General features: G+C 29.2%; 27 protein-coding genes, 1 tRNA gene and 1 pseudogene. 6 read left to right on the top strand and 23 right to left on the bottom strand.

The features are described 5' to 3' along the window. Both AJ887_RS00705 and AJ887_RS00700 read left to right on the top strand, forming a co-directional pair. Positions 1–909: methyl-accepting chemotaxis protein (locus AJ887_RS00705; RefSeq protein WP_250537851.1), on the top strand; the 909-nt coding region annotated here is incomplete at its 5' end. Positions 910–1,043: 134 nt separating this feature from the next. Continuing rightward, positions 1,044–2,190, top strand: a pseudogene (locus tag AJ887_RS00700) (PhoX family protein); the annotation flags it as partial. Positions 2,191–2,337: 147 nt separating this feature from the next. Here AJ887_RS00700 and AJ887_RS00695 read toward each other — a convergent pair. The 21 genes from AJ887_RS00695 to mqnP form a co-directional block, all read right to left on the bottom strand. Beyond that, complete coding sequence (locus AJ887_RS00695; protein WP_070239753.1) at positions 2,338–4,053, bottom strand: GMC family oxidoreductase; 1,716 nt, start codon at positions 4,051–4,053, stop codon at positions 2,338–2,340. A 10-nt stretch (positions 4,054–4,063) separates the two neighbouring features. Beyond that, entirely contained in the window at positions 4,064–4,780 is a 717-nt protein-coding gene (locus AJ887_RS00690) for a gluconate 2-dehydrogenase subunit 3 family protein (RefSeq protein WP_070239755.1), read from the bottom strand. A 242-nt stretch (positions 4,781–5,022) separates the two neighbouring features. Next, on the bottom strand, positions 5,023–5,961 hold the full coding sequence (gene trxB / locus AJ887_RS00685) for a thioredoxin-disulfide reductase (RefSeq protein WP_070239757.1): 939 nt from the start codon (positions 5,959–5,961) through the stop codon (positions 5,023–5,025). Between the two features lie 133 nt (positions 5,962–6,094). Further along, a complete protein-coding gene (gene trxA, locus AJ887_RS00680) occupies positions 6,095–6,409 on the bottom strand; it encodes a thioredoxin (RefSeq protein WP_002778629.1) in 315 nt (104 codons plus the stop codon). A 56-nt stretch (positions 6,410–6,465) separates the two neighbouring features. Then, positions 6,466–6,804, bottom strand: a complete 339-nt coding sequence (locus tag AJ887_RS00675) for a YraN family protein (RefSeq protein WP_002851874.1) — start codon at positions 6,802–6,804, stop codon at positions 6,466–6,468. Then, positions 6,804–8,051 (bottom strand): homoserine dehydrogenase, encoded by a 1,248-nt coding sequence (locus tag AJ887_RS00670; protein WP_044778705.1) that lies wholly within the window; start codon positions 8,049–8,051, stop codon positions 6,804–6,806. Before AJ887_RS00670 ends, AJ887_RS00675 begins: the two co-directional genes overlap by 1 nt. A gap of 3 nt (positions 8,052–8,054) precedes the next feature. After that, entirely contained in the window at positions 8,055–9,257 is a 1,203-nt protein-coding gene (locus tag AJ887_RS00665) for an LL-diaminopimelate aminotransferase (RefSeq protein ID WP_070233490.1), read from the bottom strand. A gap of 11 nt (positions 9,258–9,268) precedes the next feature. After that, positions 9,269–10,075, bottom strand: coding sequence for a hypothetical protein (locus tag AJ887_RS00660; protein ID WP_002860973.1), 807 nt, complete (start codon positions 10,073–10,075; stop codon positions 9,269–9,271). Next, positions 10,069–11,007, bottom strand: coding sequence for a hypothetical protein (locus AJ887_RS00655; RefSeq protein WP_070239759.1), 939 nt, complete (start codon positions 11,005–11,007; stop codon positions 10,069–10,071). The genes AJ887_RS00660 and AJ887_RS00655 overlap by 7 nt, the downstream gene beginning before the upstream one ends. Further along, positions 11,000–11,683 (bottom strand): 23S rRNA (guanosine(2251)-2'-O)-methyltransferase RlmB, encoded by a 684-nt coding sequence (rlmB, locus tag AJ887_RS00650; protein WP_070210175.1) that lies wholly within the window; start codon positions 11,681–11,683, stop codon positions 11,000–11,002. Before rlmB ends, AJ887_RS00655 begins: the two co-directional genes overlap by 8 nt. 13 nt (positions 11,684–11,696) lie before the next feature. Beyond that, positions 11,697–12,521: a 16S rRNA (cytidine(1402)-2'-O)-methyltransferase gene (gene rsmI / locus AJ887_RS00645; RefSeq protein ID WP_070210174.1), complete on the bottom strand. Its 825-nt coding sequence runs from the start codon at positions 12,519–12,521 to the stop codon at positions 11,697–11,699. A gap of 2 nt (positions 12,522–12,523) precedes the next feature. Then, a complete protein-coding gene (gene rpmE / locus AJ887_RS00640; RefSeq protein ID WP_002860977.1) occupies positions 12,524–12,724 on the bottom strand; it encodes a 50S ribosomal protein L31 in 201 nt (66 codons plus the stop codon). Positions 12,725–12,802: 78 nt separating this feature from the next. Further along, positions 12,803–13,459 carry a 16S rRNA (uracil(1498)-N(3))-methyltransferase gene (locus tag AJ887_RS00635; RefSeq protein WP_002851903.1) on the bottom strand — a complete coding sequence of 219 codons (657 nt, stop codon included), beginning with the start codon at positions 13,457–13,459 and terminating at the stop codon, positions 12,803–12,805. 1 nt (position 13,460) lies between these two features. Beyond that, on the bottom strand, positions 13,461–13,868 hold the full coding sequence (locus tag AJ887_RS00630) for a membrane protein (protein WP_002851635.1): 408 nt from the start codon (positions 13,866–13,868) through the stop codon (positions 13,461–13,463). Next, positions 13,868–14,293, bottom strand: coding sequence for a c-type cytochrome (locus AJ887_RS00625; protein WP_002860979.1), 426 nt, complete (start codon positions 14,291–14,293; stop codon positions 13,868–13,870). Before AJ887_RS00625 ends, AJ887_RS00630 begins: the two co-directional genes overlap by 1 nt. Further along, a complete protein-coding gene (locus AJ887_RS00620; RefSeq protein ID WP_002858675.1) occupies positions 14,293–14,874 on the bottom strand; it encodes a 6-pyruvoyl trahydropterin synthase family protein in 582 nt (193 codons plus the stop codon). The genes AJ887_RS00625 and AJ887_RS00620 overlap by 1 nt, the downstream gene beginning before the upstream one ends. Next, positions 14,871–15,614: a 7-carboxy-7-deazaguanine synthase QueE gene (locus AJ887_RS00615; protein ID WP_044779786.1), complete on the bottom strand. Its 744-nt coding sequence runs from the start codon at positions 15,612–15,614 to the stop codon at positions 14,871–14,873. The genes AJ887_RS00620 and AJ887_RS00615 overlap by 4 nt, the downstream gene beginning before the upstream one ends. A 2-nt stretch (positions 15,615–15,616) precedes the next feature. After that, the gene (moaA, locus tag AJ887_RS00610; protein ID WP_002860981.1) at positions 15,617–16,579 is read right to left on the bottom strand and encodes a GTP 3',8-cyclase MoaA; all 963 of its coding nucleotides are present in this window, start codon (positions 16,577–16,579) and stop codon (positions 15,617–15,619) included. Between the two features lie 12 nt (positions 16,580–16,591). Continuing rightward, on the bottom strand, positions 16,592–17,107 hold the full coding sequence (locus tag AJ887_RS00605) for a DUF6115 domain-containing protein (RefSeq protein WP_070239761.1): 516 nt from the start codon (positions 17,105–17,107) through the stop codon (positions 16,592–16,594). Next, positions 17,104–17,601 carry a hypothetical protein gene (locus AJ887_RS00600; RefSeq protein ID WP_002860983.1) on the bottom strand — a complete coding sequence of 166 codons (498 nt, stop codon included), beginning with the start codon at positions 17,599–17,601 and terminating at the stop codon, positions 17,104–17,106. The genes AJ887_RS00605 and AJ887_RS00600 overlap by 4 nt, the downstream gene beginning before the upstream one ends. Then, a complete protein-coding gene (mqnP, locus tag AJ887_RS00595) occupies positions 17,592–18,476 on the bottom strand; it encodes a menaquinone biosynthesis prenyltransferase MqnP (protein WP_070239763.1) in 885 nt (294 codons plus the stop codon). Before mqnP ends, AJ887_RS00600 begins: the two co-directional genes overlap by 10 nt. A 70-nt stretch (positions 18,477–18,546) precedes the next feature. On the opposite strand from mqnP, the gene miaA reads away from it, so the two are divergent. Beyond that, on the top strand, positions 18,547–19,416 hold the full coding sequence (gene miaA, locus AJ887_RS00590) for a tRNA (adenosine(37)-N6)-dimethylallyltransferase MiaA (RefSeq protein ID WP_070210600.1): 870 nt from the start codon (positions 18,547–18,549) through the stop codon (positions 19,414–19,416). Here the strand turns inward: miaA and AJ887_RS00585 are convergent. Next, the gene (locus AJ887_RS00585; RefSeq protein ID WP_070210601.1) at positions 19,402–19,965 is read right to left on the bottom strand and encodes a manganese efflux pump MntP family protein; all 564 of its coding nucleotides are present in this window, start codon (positions 19,963–19,965) and stop codon (positions 19,402–19,404) included. The genes miaA and AJ887_RS00585 overlap by 15 nt on opposite strands. A 147-nt stretch (positions 19,966–20,112) precedes the next feature. Here AJ887_RS00585 and AJ887_RS00580 point away from each other — a divergent pair. Next, positions 20,113–20,187: transfer RNA gene (locus AJ887_RS00580), tRNA-Glu, on the top strand. A 134-nt stretch (positions 20,188–20,321) separates the two neighbouring features. Here the strand turns inward: AJ887_RS00580 and AJ887_RS00575 are convergent. Next, the gene (locus AJ887_RS00575; RefSeq protein WP_070239765.1) at positions 20,322–20,504 is read right to left on the bottom strand and encodes a hypothetical protein; all 183 of its coding nucleotides are present in this window, start codon (positions 20,502–20,504) and stop codon (positions 20,322–20,324) included. A gap of 267 nt (positions 20,505–20,771) precedes the next feature. Between AJ887_RS00575 and sodB the strand changes: the two genes are divergently transcribed. Both sodB and AJ887_RS10325 read left to right on the top strand, forming a co-directional pair. Further along, the gene (gene sodB, locus AJ887_RS00570; RefSeq protein ID WP_002851662.1) at positions 20,772–21,434 is read left to right on the top strand and encodes a superoxide dismutase [Fe]; all 663 of its coding nucleotides are present in this window, start codon (positions 20,772–20,774) and stop codon (positions 21,432–21,434) included. Between the two features lie 69 nt (positions 21,435–21,503). Further along, positions 21,504–21,722: a hypothetical protein gene (locus tag AJ887_RS10325; protein WP_002857297.1), complete on the top strand. Its 219-nt coding sequence runs from the start codon at positions 21,504–21,506 to the stop codon at positions 21,720–21,722. Positions 21,723–21,743 lie beyond the last annotated feature (21 nt).

The raw sequence follows: 21,743 nt of genomic DNA, 5'->3' as shown, positions 1-21,743 counted from the left end.
GAAAACATCCTTGCTACTAAAAAAGGTTTAGAACAAGACAATCAAGCTGTTAAAGAATCAGTTCAAACCGTATCAGTTGTAGAAGGTGGTAATCTAACAGCAAGAATTACTGCTAATCCAAGAAACCCACAACTTATTGAACTTAAAAATGTTCTAAATAAACTTCTTGATGTTTTACAAGCTAGAGTAGGTTCTGATATGAATGTTATTCATAAAATATTTGAAGAATACAAAAGCTTAGATTTTAGAAATAAAATCTCTAATGCTTCAGGAAGTGTTGAATTAACTACTAATGCTTTAGGCGATGAAATAGTTAAAATGCTAAAACAAAGTTCAGACTTTGCTAATGCTTTAGCTAATGAAAGTGGAAAATTACAAACTGCTGTTCAAAGCTTAACCACTTCTTCAAATTCTCAAGCTCAATCTTTAGAAGAAACTGCAGCAGCTTTAGAAGAGATCACTTCTTCTATGCAAAATGTTTCAGTTAAAACTAGTGATGTTATCACTCAATCTGAAGAGATTAAAAATGTTACAGGTATTATAGGAGATATTGCAGATCAAATTAATCTTCTAGCTTTAAATGCAGCTATTGAAGCAGCTCGTGCTGGAGAACATGGTAGAGGCTTTGCTGTTGTGGCTGATGAAGTTAGAAAACTAGCTGAGAGAACTCAAAAGTCTTTATCTGAAATAGAAGCTAATACTAATTTACTTGTTCAATCTATCAATGATATGGCAGAAAGTATTAAAGAACAAACTGCAGGTATTACTCAAATCAATGATAGCGTAGCACAAATTGATCAAACTACTAAAGATAATGTTGAAATTGCTAATGAATCAGCTATTATTTCTAGTACAGTAAGTGATATAGCTAATAATATCTTAGAAGATGTTAAGAAGAAGAGGTTTTAATTAGTCTTTTATACCTAGTGAAAAACTAGGTATAAATTTTTCCTTCGATTTAAATTTTTCATCAAAATTTCTAAAAAGTTTCCAAATATTTTTATACTTTCATTGTTTTAAATTTTAATATAGAGTAAAAATAAATGGAAAGAATATTGTTTTTAAAAGGTTCAGCTTTAGATTCTATGCTGGCTTTTTTAAGTTCAAATTTAAGTGCTGCTATGCTTAAGGATAAGGATTTTCTAGGTTTTAAAGTTGTTGATGCAAGCACACAAGATAAAGTTATAGCACCACAAGGTTATGAAGCAAGGGTTTTAATTTCTTGAGGTGATCCACTTTTTAGCAAAGTAAAACCTTATGATGAAAATAAAATCATCGATATGAATGCGGTTAAAAATGCTCATTTGGTTTTTTGGAGATAATCATGATGGTATGAATTTTTTCCACTTTCAAAAAACAGATGAATTTTAACTGTTAATAATGAATATATAAATCCTTAAATCATATTTAATCATCATGGTAAAAATTAAGCAAAGAAGATATTTTTTTATATGAGCAAGCTAGTGTGGGTGTGAGTATCTTAGAAATCGAAAAAAAGATGATGATTGGACTGTTTTTAGACTCTAAGTATAACTGCAGAATCGATGTAAACACTAAAATGCAAGTAAATGAGCAGCTAAAAAAGAAGTTTTAAAAAATGAAAAATTTATTCATGGAACTTTTGCAAATTATGCAAATGGACAAATACCTTAGGGAACTTATATTACCTGTGAAGAAAATTTTGACGATTTTTTGAAGTTTAGATGAAAATTTAGAATTTTGATGAAATATTTGATTTAGCTAAAAATATCGACGAAATCAATCTTTTTAATATAAAAATATGCTTTAAAAGAACTTCTTTAGGGTGTTTAAACATATAAATATAGGAATTATCGTAAAAAAGACGGGTTTATATGGGTGAATGACGAGTTATTTTTAAATTTATTAGTAAACACAAATACAAAAAAGGTGCTAATATAGCAAAATTATTAGATGAAAGCATTTTGTATATAGGACAGTTTAATGGTAAAGTGGGAGATTTTAAAACATAGGGAAAATGGATAGCAAGCCATAAACAAAAGTGATTCTAAAGAAGTATTTGCAACACTAACAAATAATAAAAATTACCAAGAACCTAATGTAGCAAATCCAAAAACAGGGGAAATCAGACGCTTTTTAACAGGGTTTATTGCTTGTGAATTAACAGGGATTGCTTTTAGTGAGGATTATGCTACAATGTTTGTAGGCATACAACACCCAAGAGAAGGTTTGAAAGGTAGTATTTTTCCTTATGGAAAAACAACCAAGATCTGGTGTGATGATGATAAGAAAACTTGATGGTGGAGTGATAGGAAGCTAATAAATTCCAAGCTTAAGGCTTGGAATTTAATTACTGCATTAGCAATTACCAGTTTTTAAATATTTTATAATAGCTTCGCTAGCACGATAGGCTAAAGCATTTAAGGTTAAGGTAGGGTTGTAGCCTGGATTATGTGGAAAATTTCCTGCACCTACGACAAAAAGATTATTAACATCCCAATGTTGTAAATAAGGATTAACTACACTTGTGTTTTTATCTGTACCCATTATAGTTCCGCCAGCAATATGGGTAGAAGTATACCAACCATTTGAAACTACTCCATAATCTCCTAATTTTGGCGAAGTGTAAATATTTTGCGCTCCCATTTCTTGCATGATGCTTTTTAGTTTTGGAAGCATAAAATTATAAAGATTTTTATCTTGCTTGGTAAAATTATAGGTTACGCGGATAAGTGGTAGTCCATAAGCATCTTTATAAGTTGGATCAAGGGATAAATAATTACCTATATAAGGAATAGATGCACCCTGAGCTCCAATATAAGTAAATCGAGTATAATTATAAATAGAAGCTTTTTTAAATTCGGCTCCCCATGAAGGTGTGCCCGGTTTAATTGGATTTGATGCTATAGGTCTTGCTCCATTTTGGGAAATTCTAAAGCTTGCTCCATGAATAAAATCAAGTTTGGAATGATCGAAATTATCCCCATTAAAATCATCTATCCAATTGCAAAGTGCCCCAGCTCCAAGATAAGAATTAAATGGATCTTTGAAAAAACCATTAACACTAGGTGTGATTTGATAACTATAATTTTTTCCTAAAGTTCCTTTGCCTGTTTTTGGATTATAAATTTCGCCTATATTAGAAACCATTAAAAGTTTAGCATTGTTGAAAACATAAGAGCCTAACATAACCACTTCTGCAGGTTGTATGAATTCTTCCAAAGTTAAAGTATTAACAAATCGTACTCCTGTAGCCTTACCATCTTTATGTAAAATTTCTAAAACATTAGCATGCGTTTTAATATCTAAGTTTTTAGTTGCTAAAGCTGAAGGTATAGTTGTTACTATAGGAGAAGCTTTTGCACCATATTCACAGCCAAAATGCTCACAAAAAGCACAATATTGACATGCTCCCAAGCTTTGTTTATCAGGATTTGTATAAGTTTGAGATGAGTTTGAAGCAGGAACCATGCAAGGATGATATCCAAGTTTTTTGGTTGCTTCATCAAATTTTTTTAACATAGTTGTTTTTTCTAAAGGAGGATTAGGATAAGGATTGCTTCTTTTTCCTGAGAAAGGACTTTTATCTTCTCCAGAAACTCCCATCATTTTTTCAGCTTTGTCGTAGTAAGGTTCCATTTCATCATAGTTTACACCCCAATCTTGAATAGTGTATTCTTTAGAAACTTTATTTTTGCCATATTTTTCTTCTGTTAAAGATTTTATTTGAAAGTCATAAGGTAGAAAACGATAACTCATACCATTCCAATGAACTCCTGCTCCACCAACATTATTACCGACATCAAAAGCATAATTTTTTCTCATTGGTAAAGCAATTTCATTATCATTATTCCTAACACATATACTTTCTTTACTTAAATCTTGTTTCATTGCAGCATTATTTACATATTTATACTCATCATGCGCACCCAAAAAATCCGAAGTATCTTGATGTCCACCCCTTTCTAAGGCGACAACTTTAATCCCTGCTTTAGCGCATTCATTTGCAACAATAGAAGAACTCCAACCTAAACCTATAACAACAACATCTGTTTTTTTAAGTATTTTTGCCATTTGTATTCCTTTAATGTGACATATCAACCAAAGAAATAGGCTCTATCACTTCAAATTTATCTCCATCTAAAACTTGAGCTGCGTAAGTCATTTGAGCTCCTGGGAATTTTTTCATGCGCCAAGCATGCATATTTGCATTGCCGCCATAAATTGGATCAGCATAAACTCCTGCTATAGTCATGCTTCTTAATTCTGTAAAAAAATCGCTTGCTTTTATCTTATCTCCAAAAGAAACCTTTGTTTTATCTTGTTCAAAAGCTCTTAAGACTTCATCTTTTTGTTTCGCATTAAGTTCTATAAAGCTTTTTTTATAACGAAGTTTTGCTTCTTCATCTAAAGCATTTACCCCCATTTTAAAAAGTTCGGCTCTAGTTAAAGGATATTGATAACCTTGATTTTTCTTTCCTTGTATAAAAGGTCCAAAGCGATAATCTTTTGCTCCACTTCCGTAATTTCCTGCAAGTTCATTATCTATAAAAATAGCTACACCTAATTTTTTAGCACCTGGTCCTAAATCATCTTCGGGAAAAATTCTTTCTACTGCTTCACTCAGAATATCAAGTTGTGCAGAATTATTAAAAAAAATTCTAGCACGATAATTTTGAGTAGAATTCAAATTGTTTTGATTGTGCGTATGAGCAAAAACCATACTTGGTGCGCTAGCACCTACTAAAGTAAACAAAGATGAGGCTTTAAGAAAATTTCTGCGACTTTGTTTTTTGTCCATGTTTATTCCTTCCTTATTTTTTTAACATAAATAAGTTATAGTTTTTAATATAAAAAATATATTAATTTAAAAAAAATAATATTTTTATATTTTTTTAAATGTGTAATTATGTAACAAAATTAAGTATAATTTAAATTATATTTAATAATATTTATAAAACGTTATGAAAAAATATTTTATATTTTTAAGGAGTATTGATATAAAGATTTAGGCTAGGAATTCTAGCCTATAATAAGAAAAAATCAATGCAAGCTTTCTATATAAGCCATAGCACTTAATGCAGCTACAGCTCCATCACCTGCAGCACAAATCACTTGCTTAGGTGCATCTTTTCTAAGATCTCCTGCGGCAAAAAGTCCAGCAACACTAGTTTGCATTTTAAGATCAACACTTACTTGCCCACCTTCTTCCATATTGCATAAAAACTTACCATCGTCTTGTTTTAAAATTTCATTTCTTACATTAAGACCAACAAAAGTAAAAATTCCTGGAACATTTAAATCTCTAATACTACCATCTTTTAATTTTACTTTTACACCAGTAACACCCATTTTATCACCATATACTTCATCTACACTTGCACTAGTAATGAGTTCTATTTTTTCATTTTTCTTAACTTTTTCTACTGTAGATGGAGCTGCTCTAAACTCATCTCTGCGGTGGATAAGATAAACCTTAGAACAAATATTTGCTAGATACAAAGCTTCTTCTAAAGCCGTATCTCCACCACCTAAAACTGCAACTTCTTTATTTTTATAAAAAAATCCATCACAAGTTGCACAAGTGCTTACACCTTTTCCAAAAAATTCATCTTCGCCTTTAAAACCTGCTCTTTTTGGAGCTGAACCTGTACAAACTATCACAGCTTTAGCAAGTTCTGTTTTACCACCTTCTAATTTGATGGTAAAACTTCCATCGCTATTTTTTAAAATTTGTTCTACTCCAACCATTTCATGTTTTAAACCAAAACGCATACATTGTTCATTCCAAGGAGCCATAAAAGAAATTCCATCCATAACTTGGGCTACACCTGGATAATTTTCTATTTCAGAACTTGAGGTAATTTGTCCACCAGGCATACCTTTTTCAAACAATACTACATTCTTAAGACCACCTCTAGTTGCATAAAGTCCGGCACTAAGTCCAGCAGGACCTCCACCTATGATTGCTACATCTAACATTTATATTTCCTTTATATTGAATTTTATTATTAACAATGATATAAAAATTATTCTTAATAGTAGTTAATAAAAATTATTATTTAGTATAAATTTGAAATTTTTAAGAAGAAGGCTAGTTATACTAGCCTTTAGTTTATAGTAAAGAATTTAGTTTATCGCTAATTGCTTGTTTAGATTGTGCACCAACGAGTTGATCTACAACTTCACCATTTTTAAAGAAAATAAGCGTAGGAATAGAGCGAACACCAAATTCAGCTGCTAAATCACCTTGTTCATCTGTATTTACTTTGCAAATTTTAGCTTTACCATCAAAGTCGTTTGCAAGTTCATCAATAACTGGAGCAAGCATTCTACAAGGTCCGCACCATGGAGCCCAAAAATCAACTAAAGCTACACCTTCTTTTGCTTGAGCAAAATTATCACTTGTTAATTCAATATATTTTCCCATAATTTTTCCTTTCTTTAATTTTTGTCTAATTGTATTTTATTTTTTTAAATATCAGCTTAAAAACTTATATTTTCGCAAAATTGTATCACATCATTTTTAATGCAAATCAGATCAATCTGAAAATCCGATGAAATTCCGTTTTTAAGATGATAAAATTCTATAGTTTTTAAAATTTTTTCAAGTTTTTTTCTATCCAAACGCTCAGAAACTTCATAATCATTTTGAGTAAATTTAACCTCTATAAAATGTAAAATTTCATCTTTTTTGGCTATTATATCGATTTCTCCAAATTTAGAATGGAAATTTCTTTTTAAAATTTCAAAGCCTTGTTTTTTTAAAAATTTACAAGCCTTATCTTCACCTAAAATTCCATCTAAATAAGCTTTTACACCCATTATTCTATACGCATCATAAAAGGCTTGGTTTTTATAAAATCTTGTTTGCGCAAAATTTCAAGCAAATTTTGTATGCTTTTTTCATAAGTTAAATGCGTAGTAAAAAATAAAGTGCTGTAATTTTCATCATTTTTTTTAGGTTTTTGTAAAAAACTATCGATAGAAATATTATTTTCACTCATCAATTGTGTGATTTTAGATAAAACCCCTATTTTATCTTCAACTTTCACCCTTAAATAATATTTTGTATAAATTTCATCTTTGCTTAAAAGCTCGTATTCTAAAGTATTCACAAAACCAAGCATTGGTGCTTTTACCTGATCTCTTGCTATATCCATAAGATCTGAAATCACAGCACTTGCAGTGGCCTCTCCTCCTGCTCCTGCTCCATAATACAAACTTTCACCCAACAAATCTCCATTAATACTTATAGCATTCATCACTCCATCGACTTTTGCAAGCATTTTTTCTTTATCTATCATAGTAGGATGCACTCTTAATTCTACTTTATCTTCACGCACCTTGGCTATACCTAAAAGTTTTATGGTAAATTCAAACTCATTAGCAAAATACATGTCTTCAGGCGCAATTTCGCTAATACCCTCGATCAAAATATCTTCAGGTTTAGCTTTAAGATTATAAGCGATACTTGATAAAACAAGCAGTTTATGAGCTGCATCTTGTCCTTCTATGTCAAAAGTTGGATCAGCTTCTGCATAGCCTAAATTTTGAGCTATTTGTAAGGCTTGTTTAAAACTCATATTTTTTTGACTCATAGAACTTAAAATATAATTACTCGTACCATTTAAAATCCCTTTTATAGCCAAAATATTATTTGCACTTAAACCTTCTTTTAAAACCTTTATAATAGGAATTCCCCCAGCCACACTTGCTTCATAACCAAAGGCTAAATTTTTAGCCAAATTTTCAAGTTCATAACGATGATAAGCAAGCATAGCTTTATTTGCAGTAACAACAGCTTTTTTCTTTTTTAAAATTTCACTCACTATTTTAAAAGCTTCATCCACTCCACCCATTAACTCTACAAAAACATCTACATCAGCATTTAAAATTTCTTCAACGCTATGAGTAATTGGAATTAAAGCGTTTTTTTTAGGACTTCTAGCAAGAGCGATCACAGGAGTTATGCTTTGCCCACATCTCGCACGAATAAGTTTATTGTTTTCTAAAAGAAATTTAACCACTGCACTTCCAACAGTGCCATAACCAAGAATTGCTACTTTCATAACTTACTCTTTTAAATATTTTTTGATATTGCGTGCAGCTTGGCGTATGCGATTTTCATTTTCAATTAAAGCAATTCTTACATACTCATCACCTGCTTCGCCAAAACCTACCCCAGGACTTACTGCAACACTAGCACGTTGTAAAAGTTGCTTTGAAAATTCTAAACTTTTTAAATGTCTTTTGCTTTCAGGGAGTTTTGCCCAAACAAACATACTTGCTCTTGGTTTTTGAAGTTTCCAGCCTGCGTTTTCAAAAGCTTCAAGTAAAATGTGCATTCTTTTATCATAAGTTGCACGGATTTCATCCACACAAGTTTGATCTCCATCTAAAGCTATGGTAGCTGATACTTGAATAGGCGTATACATACCATAATCAAACCAAGATTTTATTTTTTTAAGCGCACTGACTAAGCGTTTATTTCCTACTACAAAACCTACACGCCAGCCTGCCATATTGTAAGATTTTGAAAGAGTGTAAGTTTCTACCGCTACATCTTTTGCACCTTCAATTTCCAAAATAGAAGGAGTTTTATAGTCATCATAAGTTAAATCTGCATATGCAATATCTGAAATAATATAAAATCTTTCTTTTTTTGCCGTTGCTATCAATCTTTCATAAAAACTTTTCTCACAAGTTACTGTTGTTGGATTATGCGGGAAATTAACAACGACATATTTTGGACGCGGGATGCTTTCATTTAAAGTTTTATGTAAATTTTCAAAAAATTGATTTTCATCAAGCTCAAATTTTTCATTATAAGCTAAAGGCATTTTTGCTACATTGCCTCCTGCTATAATAAAAGCTTGAGTATGTATAGGATAAGCAGGAGTTGGCACAATAGCAACATCTCCAGGATTTATAATCGCTCTTGCAAGATTTACAAAACCCTCTTTTGAACCCATGGTAGCTACAACTTCATTTTCAGGATCTAGATTGACATTATATTTTCTTTTATACCAATTACAAATTGCTAAGCGAAGTTTATAAATCCCCATGGATGTAGAATATCCCGAGGTTTTATCTTTGTTAGCGCTTTCACAAAGTTTATCTATAATGTGTTGTGGAGTTTTACCATCGGGATTTCCCATTGAAAAGTCGATGATATCCTCTCCAGCACGTCTTGCTGCCATTTTTATCGCATTTACTTCTGCGAAAACATAATTTGGAAGTCTTTCTATGGTATTAAAACGGATTTCATCAAACATTTCTTAATCCTTTATTTTTTAAGTGTGATTTTTAAACCCCTGCGTATATTATCTAAACTATACATATCGCTTACAATAGCATATATAGCACCATTTGGAATAAGTTCTGAAAAATGATTATTTTTATTTTCGCTTTTTACTGCTTTAATTAGATTTAGATTTTTATCTAAAAAGAAGATTTTAGGAAACCAATTGTCTAAATCATTTGCATCAATAATCAAATTTGTAGCATTTTTTAAATCAAGCACATAGTCTTTAAGGGGTTTTTCTAATGATTTTGGAGTATTTAAATTAACATTTGTATTGGTTTTTAATACAGCATTGGAAAAATTTAAATCATATTCATAATCATATGCCCCAATACGCTTAATATTATCTATATAGACAGAATTTTCTTTTAAGAGATTGTAAAGCGTTCCAGGATCTAAAACATATTGGGATTCTACTTGTATGGTATAGTCAATATTTCCTTCTCTTAAAATCAAATCTGTAGGGATAAAATATATATATCCAGCATCTGTTAAAACATCGGATAAAATTTTAAAAAACATAACTTCATCAGCTTTTGCTTTAAAATTTAGTCTTAGACTTTGAGGATTTGATAGTGTTAAGGCAATTAAAGAATTGGTTTTTAATATTTGAGATATTTTTGCAATATCACAATTTCCATTATTATCTATGTAAGAATTATTTGAAAATAATAATTCTAGTTGAGAATTTTTACTAGGATTGTTTACTAAATTTTTTGCCAAATCAAGACTTGAGATTGCAAAAGATATATTAACATAAAGAGTAAGAATAATAATTTTTTTTACCATTCTTTACCTTTATTTAATTTTGCAAATTCAGCAGCTGAAATACTTGTAATTTTTCCATCTTTAATCAAGAAACGTTTTGAAATTCCTGCAGGAAATTTTTGTTCTTTATTTTCTTGATCAAACATTGTTAAAGCTGCAGCTCCTGTTAAAATTAACTGATCTTTATCTAAAGAAATATTAAAATCTTTTTCTTTAACAAAGCTTGTTTTTTTAAGGCTTTTTAAATCTATCAAACCTATCCAAATCTTGGTAGAGGTTTTAAAATGTGCTTCTTTTAAAGAATCAGTTTTTGGTGTATTTATGTCTTCTTGGATTTGGGTATTTTTTTCTTCATCGAGTAAGGTTGTGTTATTTTCACTGATATTATTTTCTATGCTTATGTTTTTATCATTTTCTTGTAACGAGATGTTTTGGCTTGGTAAAACGCTCTCTGTTTGATTTGTTTCTTGTGCTTTATTGTTGTCTATAACAACAACATTATTTCCACCTAAAGATTTTAAATTTTCTTGTGCTTGTCCTATGATATCTATAACTGTTGTGCTAGTATTATTTTGTTCATCTTTGAAAAAAGTTTTAAGTGTATCAAAATAATAAATTCCACTTCCTATAATCACTAAAACAATAAGAACAATCAAAAAAGGCCAAGCATTAGAGGATTTTTGACTATAAGCATCTAGTTTTGGGGTTATCATTTTTGATTTTGTTTGTGGAGTAGGATTGTTTTCGTTAAGATAAGCTTCATACTCTTCATTAAAATCACTAAAGTCGAGTTCGTATTCTCTGCTTAAAATTTTAACAAAACCTTTAACATTAAAACGACTTAAAACAACAAAATTCTTTTCTGCTAAAGCTTCAAGAAAATCAAGTTCAATTTGCGTTTTTGCTGCAACTTCTTTTAAATTTAATTCTTGTATTTTTTTCCAATTAAGCATTTAACATCCTATCACAAAGTATTGCAAAAGCAGCGCTGACATTAAGACTATCAAAATTATTTTTCATCGCAATGCCCACACATTCATCGCATTTTTTTACAATTTTAGAGCTTAAACCAAAACCCTCACTACCCAAAACTAAAACTTTTTTACCATTGCTTATTTTTACACTGTGAATTTCTTTTCCCGAGCCATCGCTCGCATAAAAATAAAAACCCACTTGTTTTAGTTCATTTATTACACTTAAAGCATCGTTGCTTATCACAATAGGTAAATCAAGAGCCGCTCCGCTGCTTGTGCGAATTACTCCTTCCATGGCTAATTTTTCACCAATAAAAATTAAAGCCCCAACCCCTAAAGCATAAGCTGTACGCGTGATAGCCCCTATATTTCCTACATCGCTAATTCCATAAAGCATAACAATAAAATCATTTTTTTTGATCTCATTTAAATTCGCAAAAGAACTTTCTTTAATATCTAGCAAAAAACCTTGATGATTTCCACCTTTAGCATAAGCTTGAGCAGTTTTAAAATCAAGTTTTTTGATTTTAAAACCTGATTTTGCGATTTTGGAAAAAGTAGTTTTATCACATTCTTTTGCTAAATAAAGCTCATTGATATAGTCTTTATGATATTCTAAAATATAAAAAAATATTTGCTTCCCATAAACTATCATATTAAAATTTTACCTAATCTTGACTTAAAAGCAGTTTTTGATAAATTTCTTTTGCATTTTTTCCATTGATCTTTGATAATAATTTTGCTTTTGCTTTTAAAGACAGCTCTAAATCCATAATATCTTTTTCACAAAGAGTATTTTGCAAAAAATTTTGCTCTTTTGATTGCAGTACTACAACCCATTCACCGTTTAAATTAGACTTTTTTAAAATTTCAAAAAGCTCTTTAGCATTGCCTTTAAATTTATTTTCAAATTTTTTACTGATTTCTTTAATCAAAAAAATTTCTCTTTGGCTGTCTAGAATCATAATTTGTTCTATCAAAGATAAAATACGCTTGGGGGATTCGTAAATAATACTTGGATAAGGAAAGTTTAAAATTTTTTCTATATCTTTTTGTCTTTCTTTGCCTTTATTGGCTAAAAAACCGATAAAGATAAATTCTTTTTGACAAAATGCCGAGCTTACAAGAGCAACTAAGGCTGCATTTGCACCTGGTAAAATTTCATAGGCGATATTATTTTCTTGTGCAAATTCTACCAAAGCCTTGCCAGGGTCACTAATCCCTGGCATTCCTGCATCGCTTAAATAAGCTACATTTTTTTCAAATATTTTTAAATCAATACTTGCTAAAACCTCTTTTTCATTATGGGAGTGTAAGGCTATAAATTTAGAAATATGAATATCAGTGTGAAATTTCGCATTTAATAACGAAATTAAAGACTTACTTATTCTCGTATCTTCGCAAAACACAAGATTGCAAGTCTTTAAAAGTTCTAAGGCTCTAAAAGAAATATCGCTTAAATTTCCTATGGGAGTAGGAATAAAATAAAGCATAATTATTGCATTGCGTATTTTTTCTTAAATTTCTCTACACGACCTGCAGCATCTACAATTTTTTCACTACCTGTAAAAAAAGGATGGCAATTTGAACAAATATCTACTTTTAATTCTGCTTTGTTTGACTTTGTTGTAAAAGTATTTCCACAAGCACAACTTACTTTGCATTCTACGTATTCTGGGTGAATTTCTTTTTTCATTAGTTTTCCTTAAAAATTAAAACAATAAGCCGTGATTATAAATTATTTAACATAAAAAAGAGATTAATTTAAGAAAAGTTAAAGCAAAATTTTTGAAGCTATAGCTATAATAGCTGTTTGACTTTTTAGAATATTAGAGCTTTTAAGAGAGATTTTCCGGTTAAACAATAATCTCTCATCATTGTTAAATCCACCTTCAGGACCTATAAAATATAATTCTTTTTCATCGAAATGACTTTGTTGTTCTCCTTGAAAATCAACCATAATTGCATTTGGAAATTTTTGAACAAATTCTTGAGTGCTTTGATGGATAATTAAATCCATTTTAGTATTTCTACCGCATTGTTCACAAGAAGAAATAATGATTTTTTCAAATCTTTCTAAATCGATTTTAAAATTTCTTTGTGAAAAATTTGTAAAAACCAAATGTAACTTTTTTACTCCAAGTTCATTTAAGAAAGGTAGAGTTTTTTCTAAAATTTTAATATCTATAATGGCTAAGGCTAAGTTTAATTCACTTTGTTTTATATTTTGTGATTTTTTGTTTAAAAATTTTAAAGTGCAAGAATTTCTTGTTAAATTTGTGATTGTATAGTTGTAAAGAAAATTATCTTGTAAATTTCTAAGATTTAGCTCCGAATTTTCCTTTACTCTTCTTACTTTTAAATGGTTAAAGTTTTCACCTTGAAGTTGTATAAACTCTTCTCCAGCTTGCTTGTTATACAAAAATTGCATTTTATAGATATCTTTCTATTAAAAAAGGCAAAAACAATAAAAAAATTTCAAAAGGTAAAATCAAACAACTAATCCATCTAAAAGTGGCATATTTTCTAAATCTTCTTGCTTTTTTAAAACAAACAAAGTGAAAAATTGCTAAGGCAAAAATTAAGATCCAAGAAAAAATCATTACCCAGATATTGACATTCATTTGAAATTGTTTCATTGCTGATAACAAACAACCTGTAAAAATAATCAAAGCTAAAAATAAATAATAAATTGGTAAAAATAATCGTATTCTGCGAATAAAAATGAATTCGGTTTTAAAATTTCCTTGTGTTAGTATAAGATAAAAAAGCATTAAAAAACCGCTCGCATAAAGACTATAAAGATGTAAAGCTAAAAAGAATTCGTAACTTTGATCCATTATTTTCCTTTGTTTATAAAATCAGCTAAATTTTGAATTTGTTCATCGCTTAAAAAACTATGGTTTTTATCTTTTATCGTTTTTATTTTTTGTATAAAAATTTTATTGCCCAAGGTTTTAATGGCTGTGCTGTTTTTGGGTTTTAATTCCCCTTTTTCTCCATGACAAGTGGCGCATTTTTGTTTATATAAAGAGTTGATAATAGTAGGATTGGCTTCATGTTCATCATCTGAACTTTGTGCTTCATCATCTACAGGTAAAGGCAGGTTGGAGTCACTTAATTCTGTTTTTTCATCGTTTTGTTCTATTTGAACTACTTCTTGATCTGTATTTTGAGTCTTGGAAATATTTTTTTCATCATTAGAACAGGCAGATAAAACTAATAAAAAAAAACTTAAGGCAATTAAAATTTTAGCTTTTTGCATTAAATCTCCTTTGGATTTATAAAAATTTCTTCATTTTTTAATTTGTTATAAAAATCTATATCATTCCATTCTGCTTTAATGCCATTGGAAAATTCTATGTCTTGAAGTGAAATTTTTGGCATTAGCTCACTATAGGCATCTTCTCTAAAACCTTGTGCATAGCCTGTTCTTGTTTCATGAACAATGATGCTTTGTAAAGTCACTCCTTGTTCTCCATTTACCATTTTTGTTTGTTTTAATAAAGCATCTATAAGTATGAAAAATACACGACAAAAATTTTCAGCACTTACATTAACAGGCAGGCAAATCCAACGACTTGAATATTTTTTCATTTCTTCTAAATATTTTGCGTCATCATATTTAAAAAGAGTGATAGCATGATCAAAACTATCAATAATTTGGCGTATATAGGTTTTTAAAAGTCCAAAATCATAGACCATTCCAGCATTATCTAAATATTTGCTTTCAAGTAAAACTTCAACTTTGTAAGAATGTCCATGAATGCTACTTTTGCAACGTTTAGAAGAACAAAATCTAACAATGTGTGCGTTTTCAAATTCAAATAATTTTCTTATAATCATACACCCTCTTTATTGTTCCAAAGACGAATATGAATTCTATCAGAGTAATTATAACCATTCTTAATACAAAATTCAGCAATTTTTTGAGCATTTTTTTTAAGATTTTGCTCATTTTCACCCATAGGCATACAAAAAATTTGATTTGGAGCTTCTTTTAGAATTTCATTGATTTCTAAAAATGAATTATCAAGGGTATTGGCATCTAAAACAAATTTATAAAAACTATCTTTTGCGTAATTTTTAAATGCTTTTAAAGCTTTAAAATTTAATCGTTTATCTTTTTTTATCCCGCTATTTTGGAGTTTAACGCTTAAAGCAAAAATACATTCTTTGTAAAAAGGATATCTATCAAAATCAATTTCTATGCTTCCATTGCTTTCAAAGTGTATTTCGAATTTATTTTTTAATAACATTTGGATAAATTCTATAAATTCAGGATTTTCATAATGGATTAATGGCTCTCCACCTGTGATAACAACTATAGGATTAAAGCCTTGTTTTAATTTTATCACTCTTTTTAAAAGTTCATTAGCATTTAAAGTTTCATAACTTTCTTTAAAATCTTTTGTGAAAACAGCTCTTATCGTGTCACATCCGATGAGAGTTTTATTGTTTTTTGATATTTTTACATTAAAACCTAAACAGTTGAAATTACAGCCAGCAAAACGCATAAAAATAGCTAATTTTCCATTATATTTACCTTCTCCTTGAATACTTAAGAAACTTTCAACAAGTTGCAAAATTAACCTCCAGTTTGATAAAAAGCACGAGATGAGGTTTTATTATCAACAACACTCCATTTATTTTTTTCTGGTTTATTTCTTAATACTTCTTGTAATATTTCTACAGCGGCTTTAATATCACCTTTTCGAACCGCTTCTTTTATACTTAATGCTTCATCAAAATAAAGGCAAGGTATTAACAAGCCTTCAGCACTTAAGCGTATACGATTGCAAGAATCGCAAAATTCATGGCTATGAGGATCTATAATTCCGAATTCATAATCATCTGCCTTGTAAATACTCACAGGTGCTTTTTCATCTTTTTTTATAAGTTGAATTTGATATTTTTGACTCAAAATTTGTATAATTTCATCTCTTTTTAATCCTTGTAATTTACCATAAGCATGAGTATTTTCCATAAATTCTATAAAGCGAATTTGAGCTTTTTTTGATTTTGCAAATTCCAAAAGAGATATCAGTTCATCATCGTTTAAATTTTTAAGAGCTACAGTATTAAGTTTTACTTTCAAATCTAGATTTAAAGCTTCATCAATTCCAGATAAAACACTATCTAATACATCTTTTTGCGCAAGAGTTTTTGCTTTTTTGTGATCTAGGGTATCAAGTGAAATATTAAGTCGTTTAAGTCCAGCATTTTTTAAGTCTTTAGCAAAGTCTTTTAGTAAAAATCCATTTGTAGTTATAGCAAGGTCAATATCGCTTTTATAATCGCTAATCATTTTTATAAAAATACTTAAATCTTTTCTTAATAAAGGTTCCCCACCTGTTATACGGATTTTTTCAATTCCTTCGTCTATAGCTGCTTTGATAAATAAAAAAAGTTCTTCGAAGCTTAATAAATTTTCTTTTGGTTGATAATCGAAAGGAATTTTTGGCATACAATAAAGGCAGCGAAAGTTACATCTTTGTGTAACTGAAATTCTAAGATAATTTATTTTTCTACCGAATTGATCTATAAGCATTTATTTTCCATTCTATTTTATTAATTTCTTAAATTTTAAGACAAGTTCTACATTTCCAGCGCCAATGCGTAAATCTTTAGCGATTTGTTCTATGCTTTTTCCTTCTTTGAAAAGATTTTCTATTTTTTGTTCTTCTGTATCGTAATTTGGTGTAAGTTTAGCCATGCTTTGTGCTTTTTGTTCCAAATTTAAAAGACGATTTTGTTGTTCATTTTGAAAATCTTCTATGATATGTTCCATAGTTTTTAGTGTTCTTAAAACAGGAGTGATTTTTGAACTGATTTGTTTATCAAGTTCAATCATAATTTCTTCTTTTAAAAGAGAGATTTTATAGTCTTCATCCTCTTCGCTATCATCTTTAACCCCTAATTCTTTACGAAAATAATGAAGTTCTTTGGTAATATCTTCTATCACATTTTGAAGTTTTGCTATTTTTGCATTATTTTCTCTTTCTTTGATATTCATATAGGCTAGCATTGCAATTAAAAGCACAATTATAAAAACTAAATAAAGTACATCATCACTCATTCTTGGCCTTTCTTATTTCTTATCATATTTCTTTGAATTTCAACAACAAAAGCATCAAAAGCCATTTTGTCTTCGGGCTTAATTTTGATAATTTTTGCCAATGTTTGACTTTGAGCTTTGATAAAAATAGCTATTTTTTGATTATTTAAATCAAATCTTAAATAATATTCTTTATCTTCTTCTAAAATAGTATCCAAAAAATTTAGATATTCAAAATTCAAAGATTCTACTACCCCTTTTTGCTTAAGCGGTATAAGTTCTTTATTTTTATCTAAAGAATTTTCAAGCCTTAAAATATCTTCTTTTAGACTTAAAAGAAGATCAAAAATAATTTTTTCACCCTCGTCAAAATCAATGCGTAAAGCAAGTTTTTTCCATTTTAAAATTTGAGAAATTGCTCCAAGTTTTAGGTATTCTCCAAGAAAACGGTTATTTTCTATTTTACAACATTCTAAATGAGCTTCAAATCCTGCTTTAAAAAGTGTTAATTCCATAATAAATCAATCCAAATAAAAATAAAAAAGATAATACTTAAATAACCATTGAGAGTAAAAAATGCTCTATCAATATGAGCAAAATTCTTGTGAACAATTTTATGTTCCAAGGCTAAAATAATACCGCTTATAATTACCCCAGTAAGTGCTATTTTTCCAAGTGCTACACCCCAAACTTCCCACACAAAAAGAAGCCAAAATAATACCGCTAAAATATGGCAAAAAGCTGATATAAATAAAGTAGCCTTTGAGCCAAATTTAGTAGGGATAGAGTGAAGTCCTATTTTTTTATCATACTCCATATCTTGTAAAGAATAAAGCAGATCAAACCCAGCTGTCCAAAAAGTTACACCTAAACATAAAATAACGCTATAAATGTGAATTTCACCCATAATTATAACGCTTCCTGCAATAGGCGCAAGTCCTAAACAAAATCCTAAAACTAAATGCGCTAAAGAACTAAAGCGTTTAAAAGCTGAATAAATAGCCAATACAAAAAGCACAGGAAAAGACAAATAAAAAGCCAAGGTATTAATAAAATAAGAACATAATATAAAAATAAGTGCATTAATAATAATAAAAATCCATACGCTTTTTCTACCTATTTTTCCACTGACATTAGGACGATTTGCACAACGAGGATTATCCTTATCTATATCTTCATCCATTAAACGATTTGTAGCCATGGCAAAATTTCTTGCACTTACCGCACAAATAATGCCTAAAATCAATGCCTTAAAACCAAACCAAGCAGTGTCATTTGCAAGTTTTGATGCTACAATCATAGAGGAAAATAAAAAAGGCAAAGCAAAAATAGAATGCTTAAATACTACAAGTTCTAAAATATCTTTAAATTTTATCCAGAATGTGTTCATTTTTCTACTTTAAAATATTTTTTGCTATGATTTTACTAAAATTTTTATAAATTTTAGGATAAATATTAAAATGTTTTTTGAAATAGCATTAATAGGAACAACCGCGAGTGGAAAAACATACATAGCTAATACTTTAGCAAGAGAATTTGATGCTGTTGTTTTAAGTCTTGATAGTCTTTGTGTTTATAAAGAAATTAATATAGCAAGTGCCAAGCCTTCACAAGATGATCTTGCGAGTATAAAATACTTTGGGGTAAATTTATTGAGTGTGAATGAACATTTTAATGTTGAGCTATTCATAAGAGAATATCAAAAAGCAAAAGAATTTGCTTTAGCTAGAAATTTACCTCTAATTATAGTAGGTGGAACTGGATTTTATTTAAAAACTATGATAGATGGTTTGAGTGAAAAAACCTTAGAGTCAAAGAGTTCTTTAAATAATGATGAAATTTATGCTCTTTTATTAAATATTGATCCAAACTATAAAATAGAAAAAAATGATACTTATAGATTAAAAAAATGGCTGGGTATTTATGAGCAAACAAGAGAAATTCCTAGTGAATTTTTAAAAAGAACACAAAAAACTGGGGTGCTTAAAGATATAGAAATTTATGAGCTTGAGTGGGATAAAGAAATTTTAAAAAAACGTATTCAAACTAGAACAAAAGAAATGCTTGATAATGGACTTTTAGATGAAGCAAAAATTCTTTTTTCTAAATTTGATCATAAGCTTAAAGCATTAAATTCTATAGGTTTGAAAGAGTGTAAAGAATATTTAGATGGAGAAATTTCCTTTAAAGAGCTTGAAAATTTAATCTCGATACATACTACGCAACTTGCCAAAAGACAAAGAACTTTTAATAAAAAATTTCAAAGTAAAGCCTTGGAATTTGATAAAGCTTTAGCTACTTTAAGAATGAAATTTTCAATCGAAAAATAAATGTTCTACTAGAATTTTTACTCCTAATATAATTAAAACCAATCCGCCTAAAAGTTCAGCTTTATTTTTAAGATAAATTCCAAATTTATTTCCTATTTTTAGAGCAATGATACATAAAATGAAGGTAATAATACCTATTAAAAATATGGCTAATAATAAATTTACATTTAAAAATGCAAAACTCACACCAACTGCTAGTGCATCGATACTCGTAGCAATTGCTAAAGCTAGCATGGTTTTAAAGCCAAATTGGTTGGCATTACTATCGCAATTTTCATTTTCCAATGACTCTTTGATCATTTTTAATCCTATTAAAGAAAGTAAAATAAAAGCTATCCAATGATCAATACTCGCAATAAAAGATGCAAAAGTTATACCTATAAAATAACCAATAGTTGGCATCAAGGCTTGAAATCCACCAAAATAAATTCCAACAATAAGATAATGTTTTAAATGTAGTTTTTTAACACTAAAACCTTTGCATAGTGATACAGCAAAAGCATCCATTCCTAAAGCACAGGATAAAAAAATAAGACTATAAAAATCCATAATAAATCCTAAAATTTTATAAAAAATTGAAGATGAAATTATAATCAAACAAAGATAAAAATCACATAATTTTGATATATTTAATTAAATTTTAAGAAATAAATATATATAATTCAATTTCATTTTTATTTTTTACTCCTTAAAAGTGGCCCATTCGTCTAGCGGTTAGGACATCGCCCTTTCACGGCGGTAACACGAGTTCGAGTCTCGTATGGGTCACCACTTTTTAATTTTTCTTTTAAAATAACTATTTTTTCATTTTTCTATTAAAATTTAATAAATATTAATAATTTATTTTGTAGAATACGGATAGCTTTTGATATAAGTCTATTATAGACTTATATCAAGGCTGGGCATTATTGAGCTGGTGTTTGCTCTTTTGTTTTTTTGTGAGTTTTAGCTTCATGTTTTTTATCAGCTTTAGCTTTTGAATGATGAGCTTTTGTATGTGTTTGATTCACATCGCTTGGAGTATTAGCTGCAAAAACATTAGCTGCGAGAGCACCTAGTAATGCTGAGATTAGTACAACTTTTTTCATATTTTCCTCCTTATGAATAATTTTTAGTTGCAAATTAATTGTAATTATTAAAAACCAACAAATAGATATTTTTTGTAAAAATATTTCAAAAAAATATAATTTTTTATATACATTTAAATTATTATTAAAATATATTATAAATATATCTTATTTTATTTAGATTAAATAAATAGAAATTTTACCCACTAAGCTTTTAAGATATTTTTACTCTTTTTAATATTATTATGGTAATATTTTCAATATCAAACTAAAAATAAAGGAGAAATTATGTTTGAATTAAGAAAATTACCTTATGATACCAATGCTTTTGGTGATTTTTTGAGTGCTGAAACTTTTAGCTATCATCATGGAAAACATCACAATACTTATGTTACAAATCTAAATAATCTTATCAAAGATACTGAATTTGCAGGTAAAGATCTTGTAAGTATTATCAAAACTTCAAATGGGGGCGTATTTAATAACGCAGCTCAAGTTTATAATCATGATTTTTATTTTGATTGCATTAAGCCAAGTACAGGCTGTGGTTGTGGCGGTTCATGTCAAAGTATAGATGCTAATTTACAAGCGGCGCTAGAAAAAGAATTTGGATCTTTAGAAAATTTCAAAGCTGAATTCATCAAAGGTGCTACAGGAGTTTTTGGTTCAGGATGGTTTTGGTTAGTTTATAATACTAAAAATCAAAAGCTAGAATTTGTAGGCACTTCAAACGCAGCTACACCGATTACTGAAGATAAAGTTCCTTTACTTGTTGTAGATGTTTGGGAACATGCTTATTATGTAGATCATCGTAATGCACGCCCTGCTTATTTAGAGAAATTCTATGCTCATATCAATTGGGAATTTGTTGCAAAAGCTTATGAATGGGCTTTAAAAGAAGGTATGGGATCAGTTAGTTTTTATGCAAATGAACTTCACCCTGTAAAATAATTTTAATCCTTTTTGTGTTAGAATGAATTTTGGCTTAATGTCAAAATTCTATACGAAAAGGAGCAAAAAATGGATAATTCTTTATCTGCATATACTCAAAAATATGACAAAGAAGGTTATGGACTTCAATATCCTGATGGTCATGTTATAAGATTTTACGAGAGAATCTTAAAATACAAACTAAGCAAAACAAGTGGAAAATTACTTGATTTTGGTTGCGGAAATGGAGTGCATTCTAAGTATTTTAAAAATATAACTGGGGGGGGGTATAGAGCCTTATGGCATTGATATAGTTCCTAGTTTAAAAAA

Origin of the sequence: Campylobacter sp. BCW_6466 (assembly GCF_001762835.1) — a bacterium.
GTDB lineage: Bacteria > Campylobacterota > Campylobacteria > Campylobacterales > Campylobacteraceae > Campylobacter_D > Campylobacter_D jejuni.
Note: the sequence above shows the minus strand (reverse complement) of the source record. Positions and strands in the feature narration are given on the sequence as shown.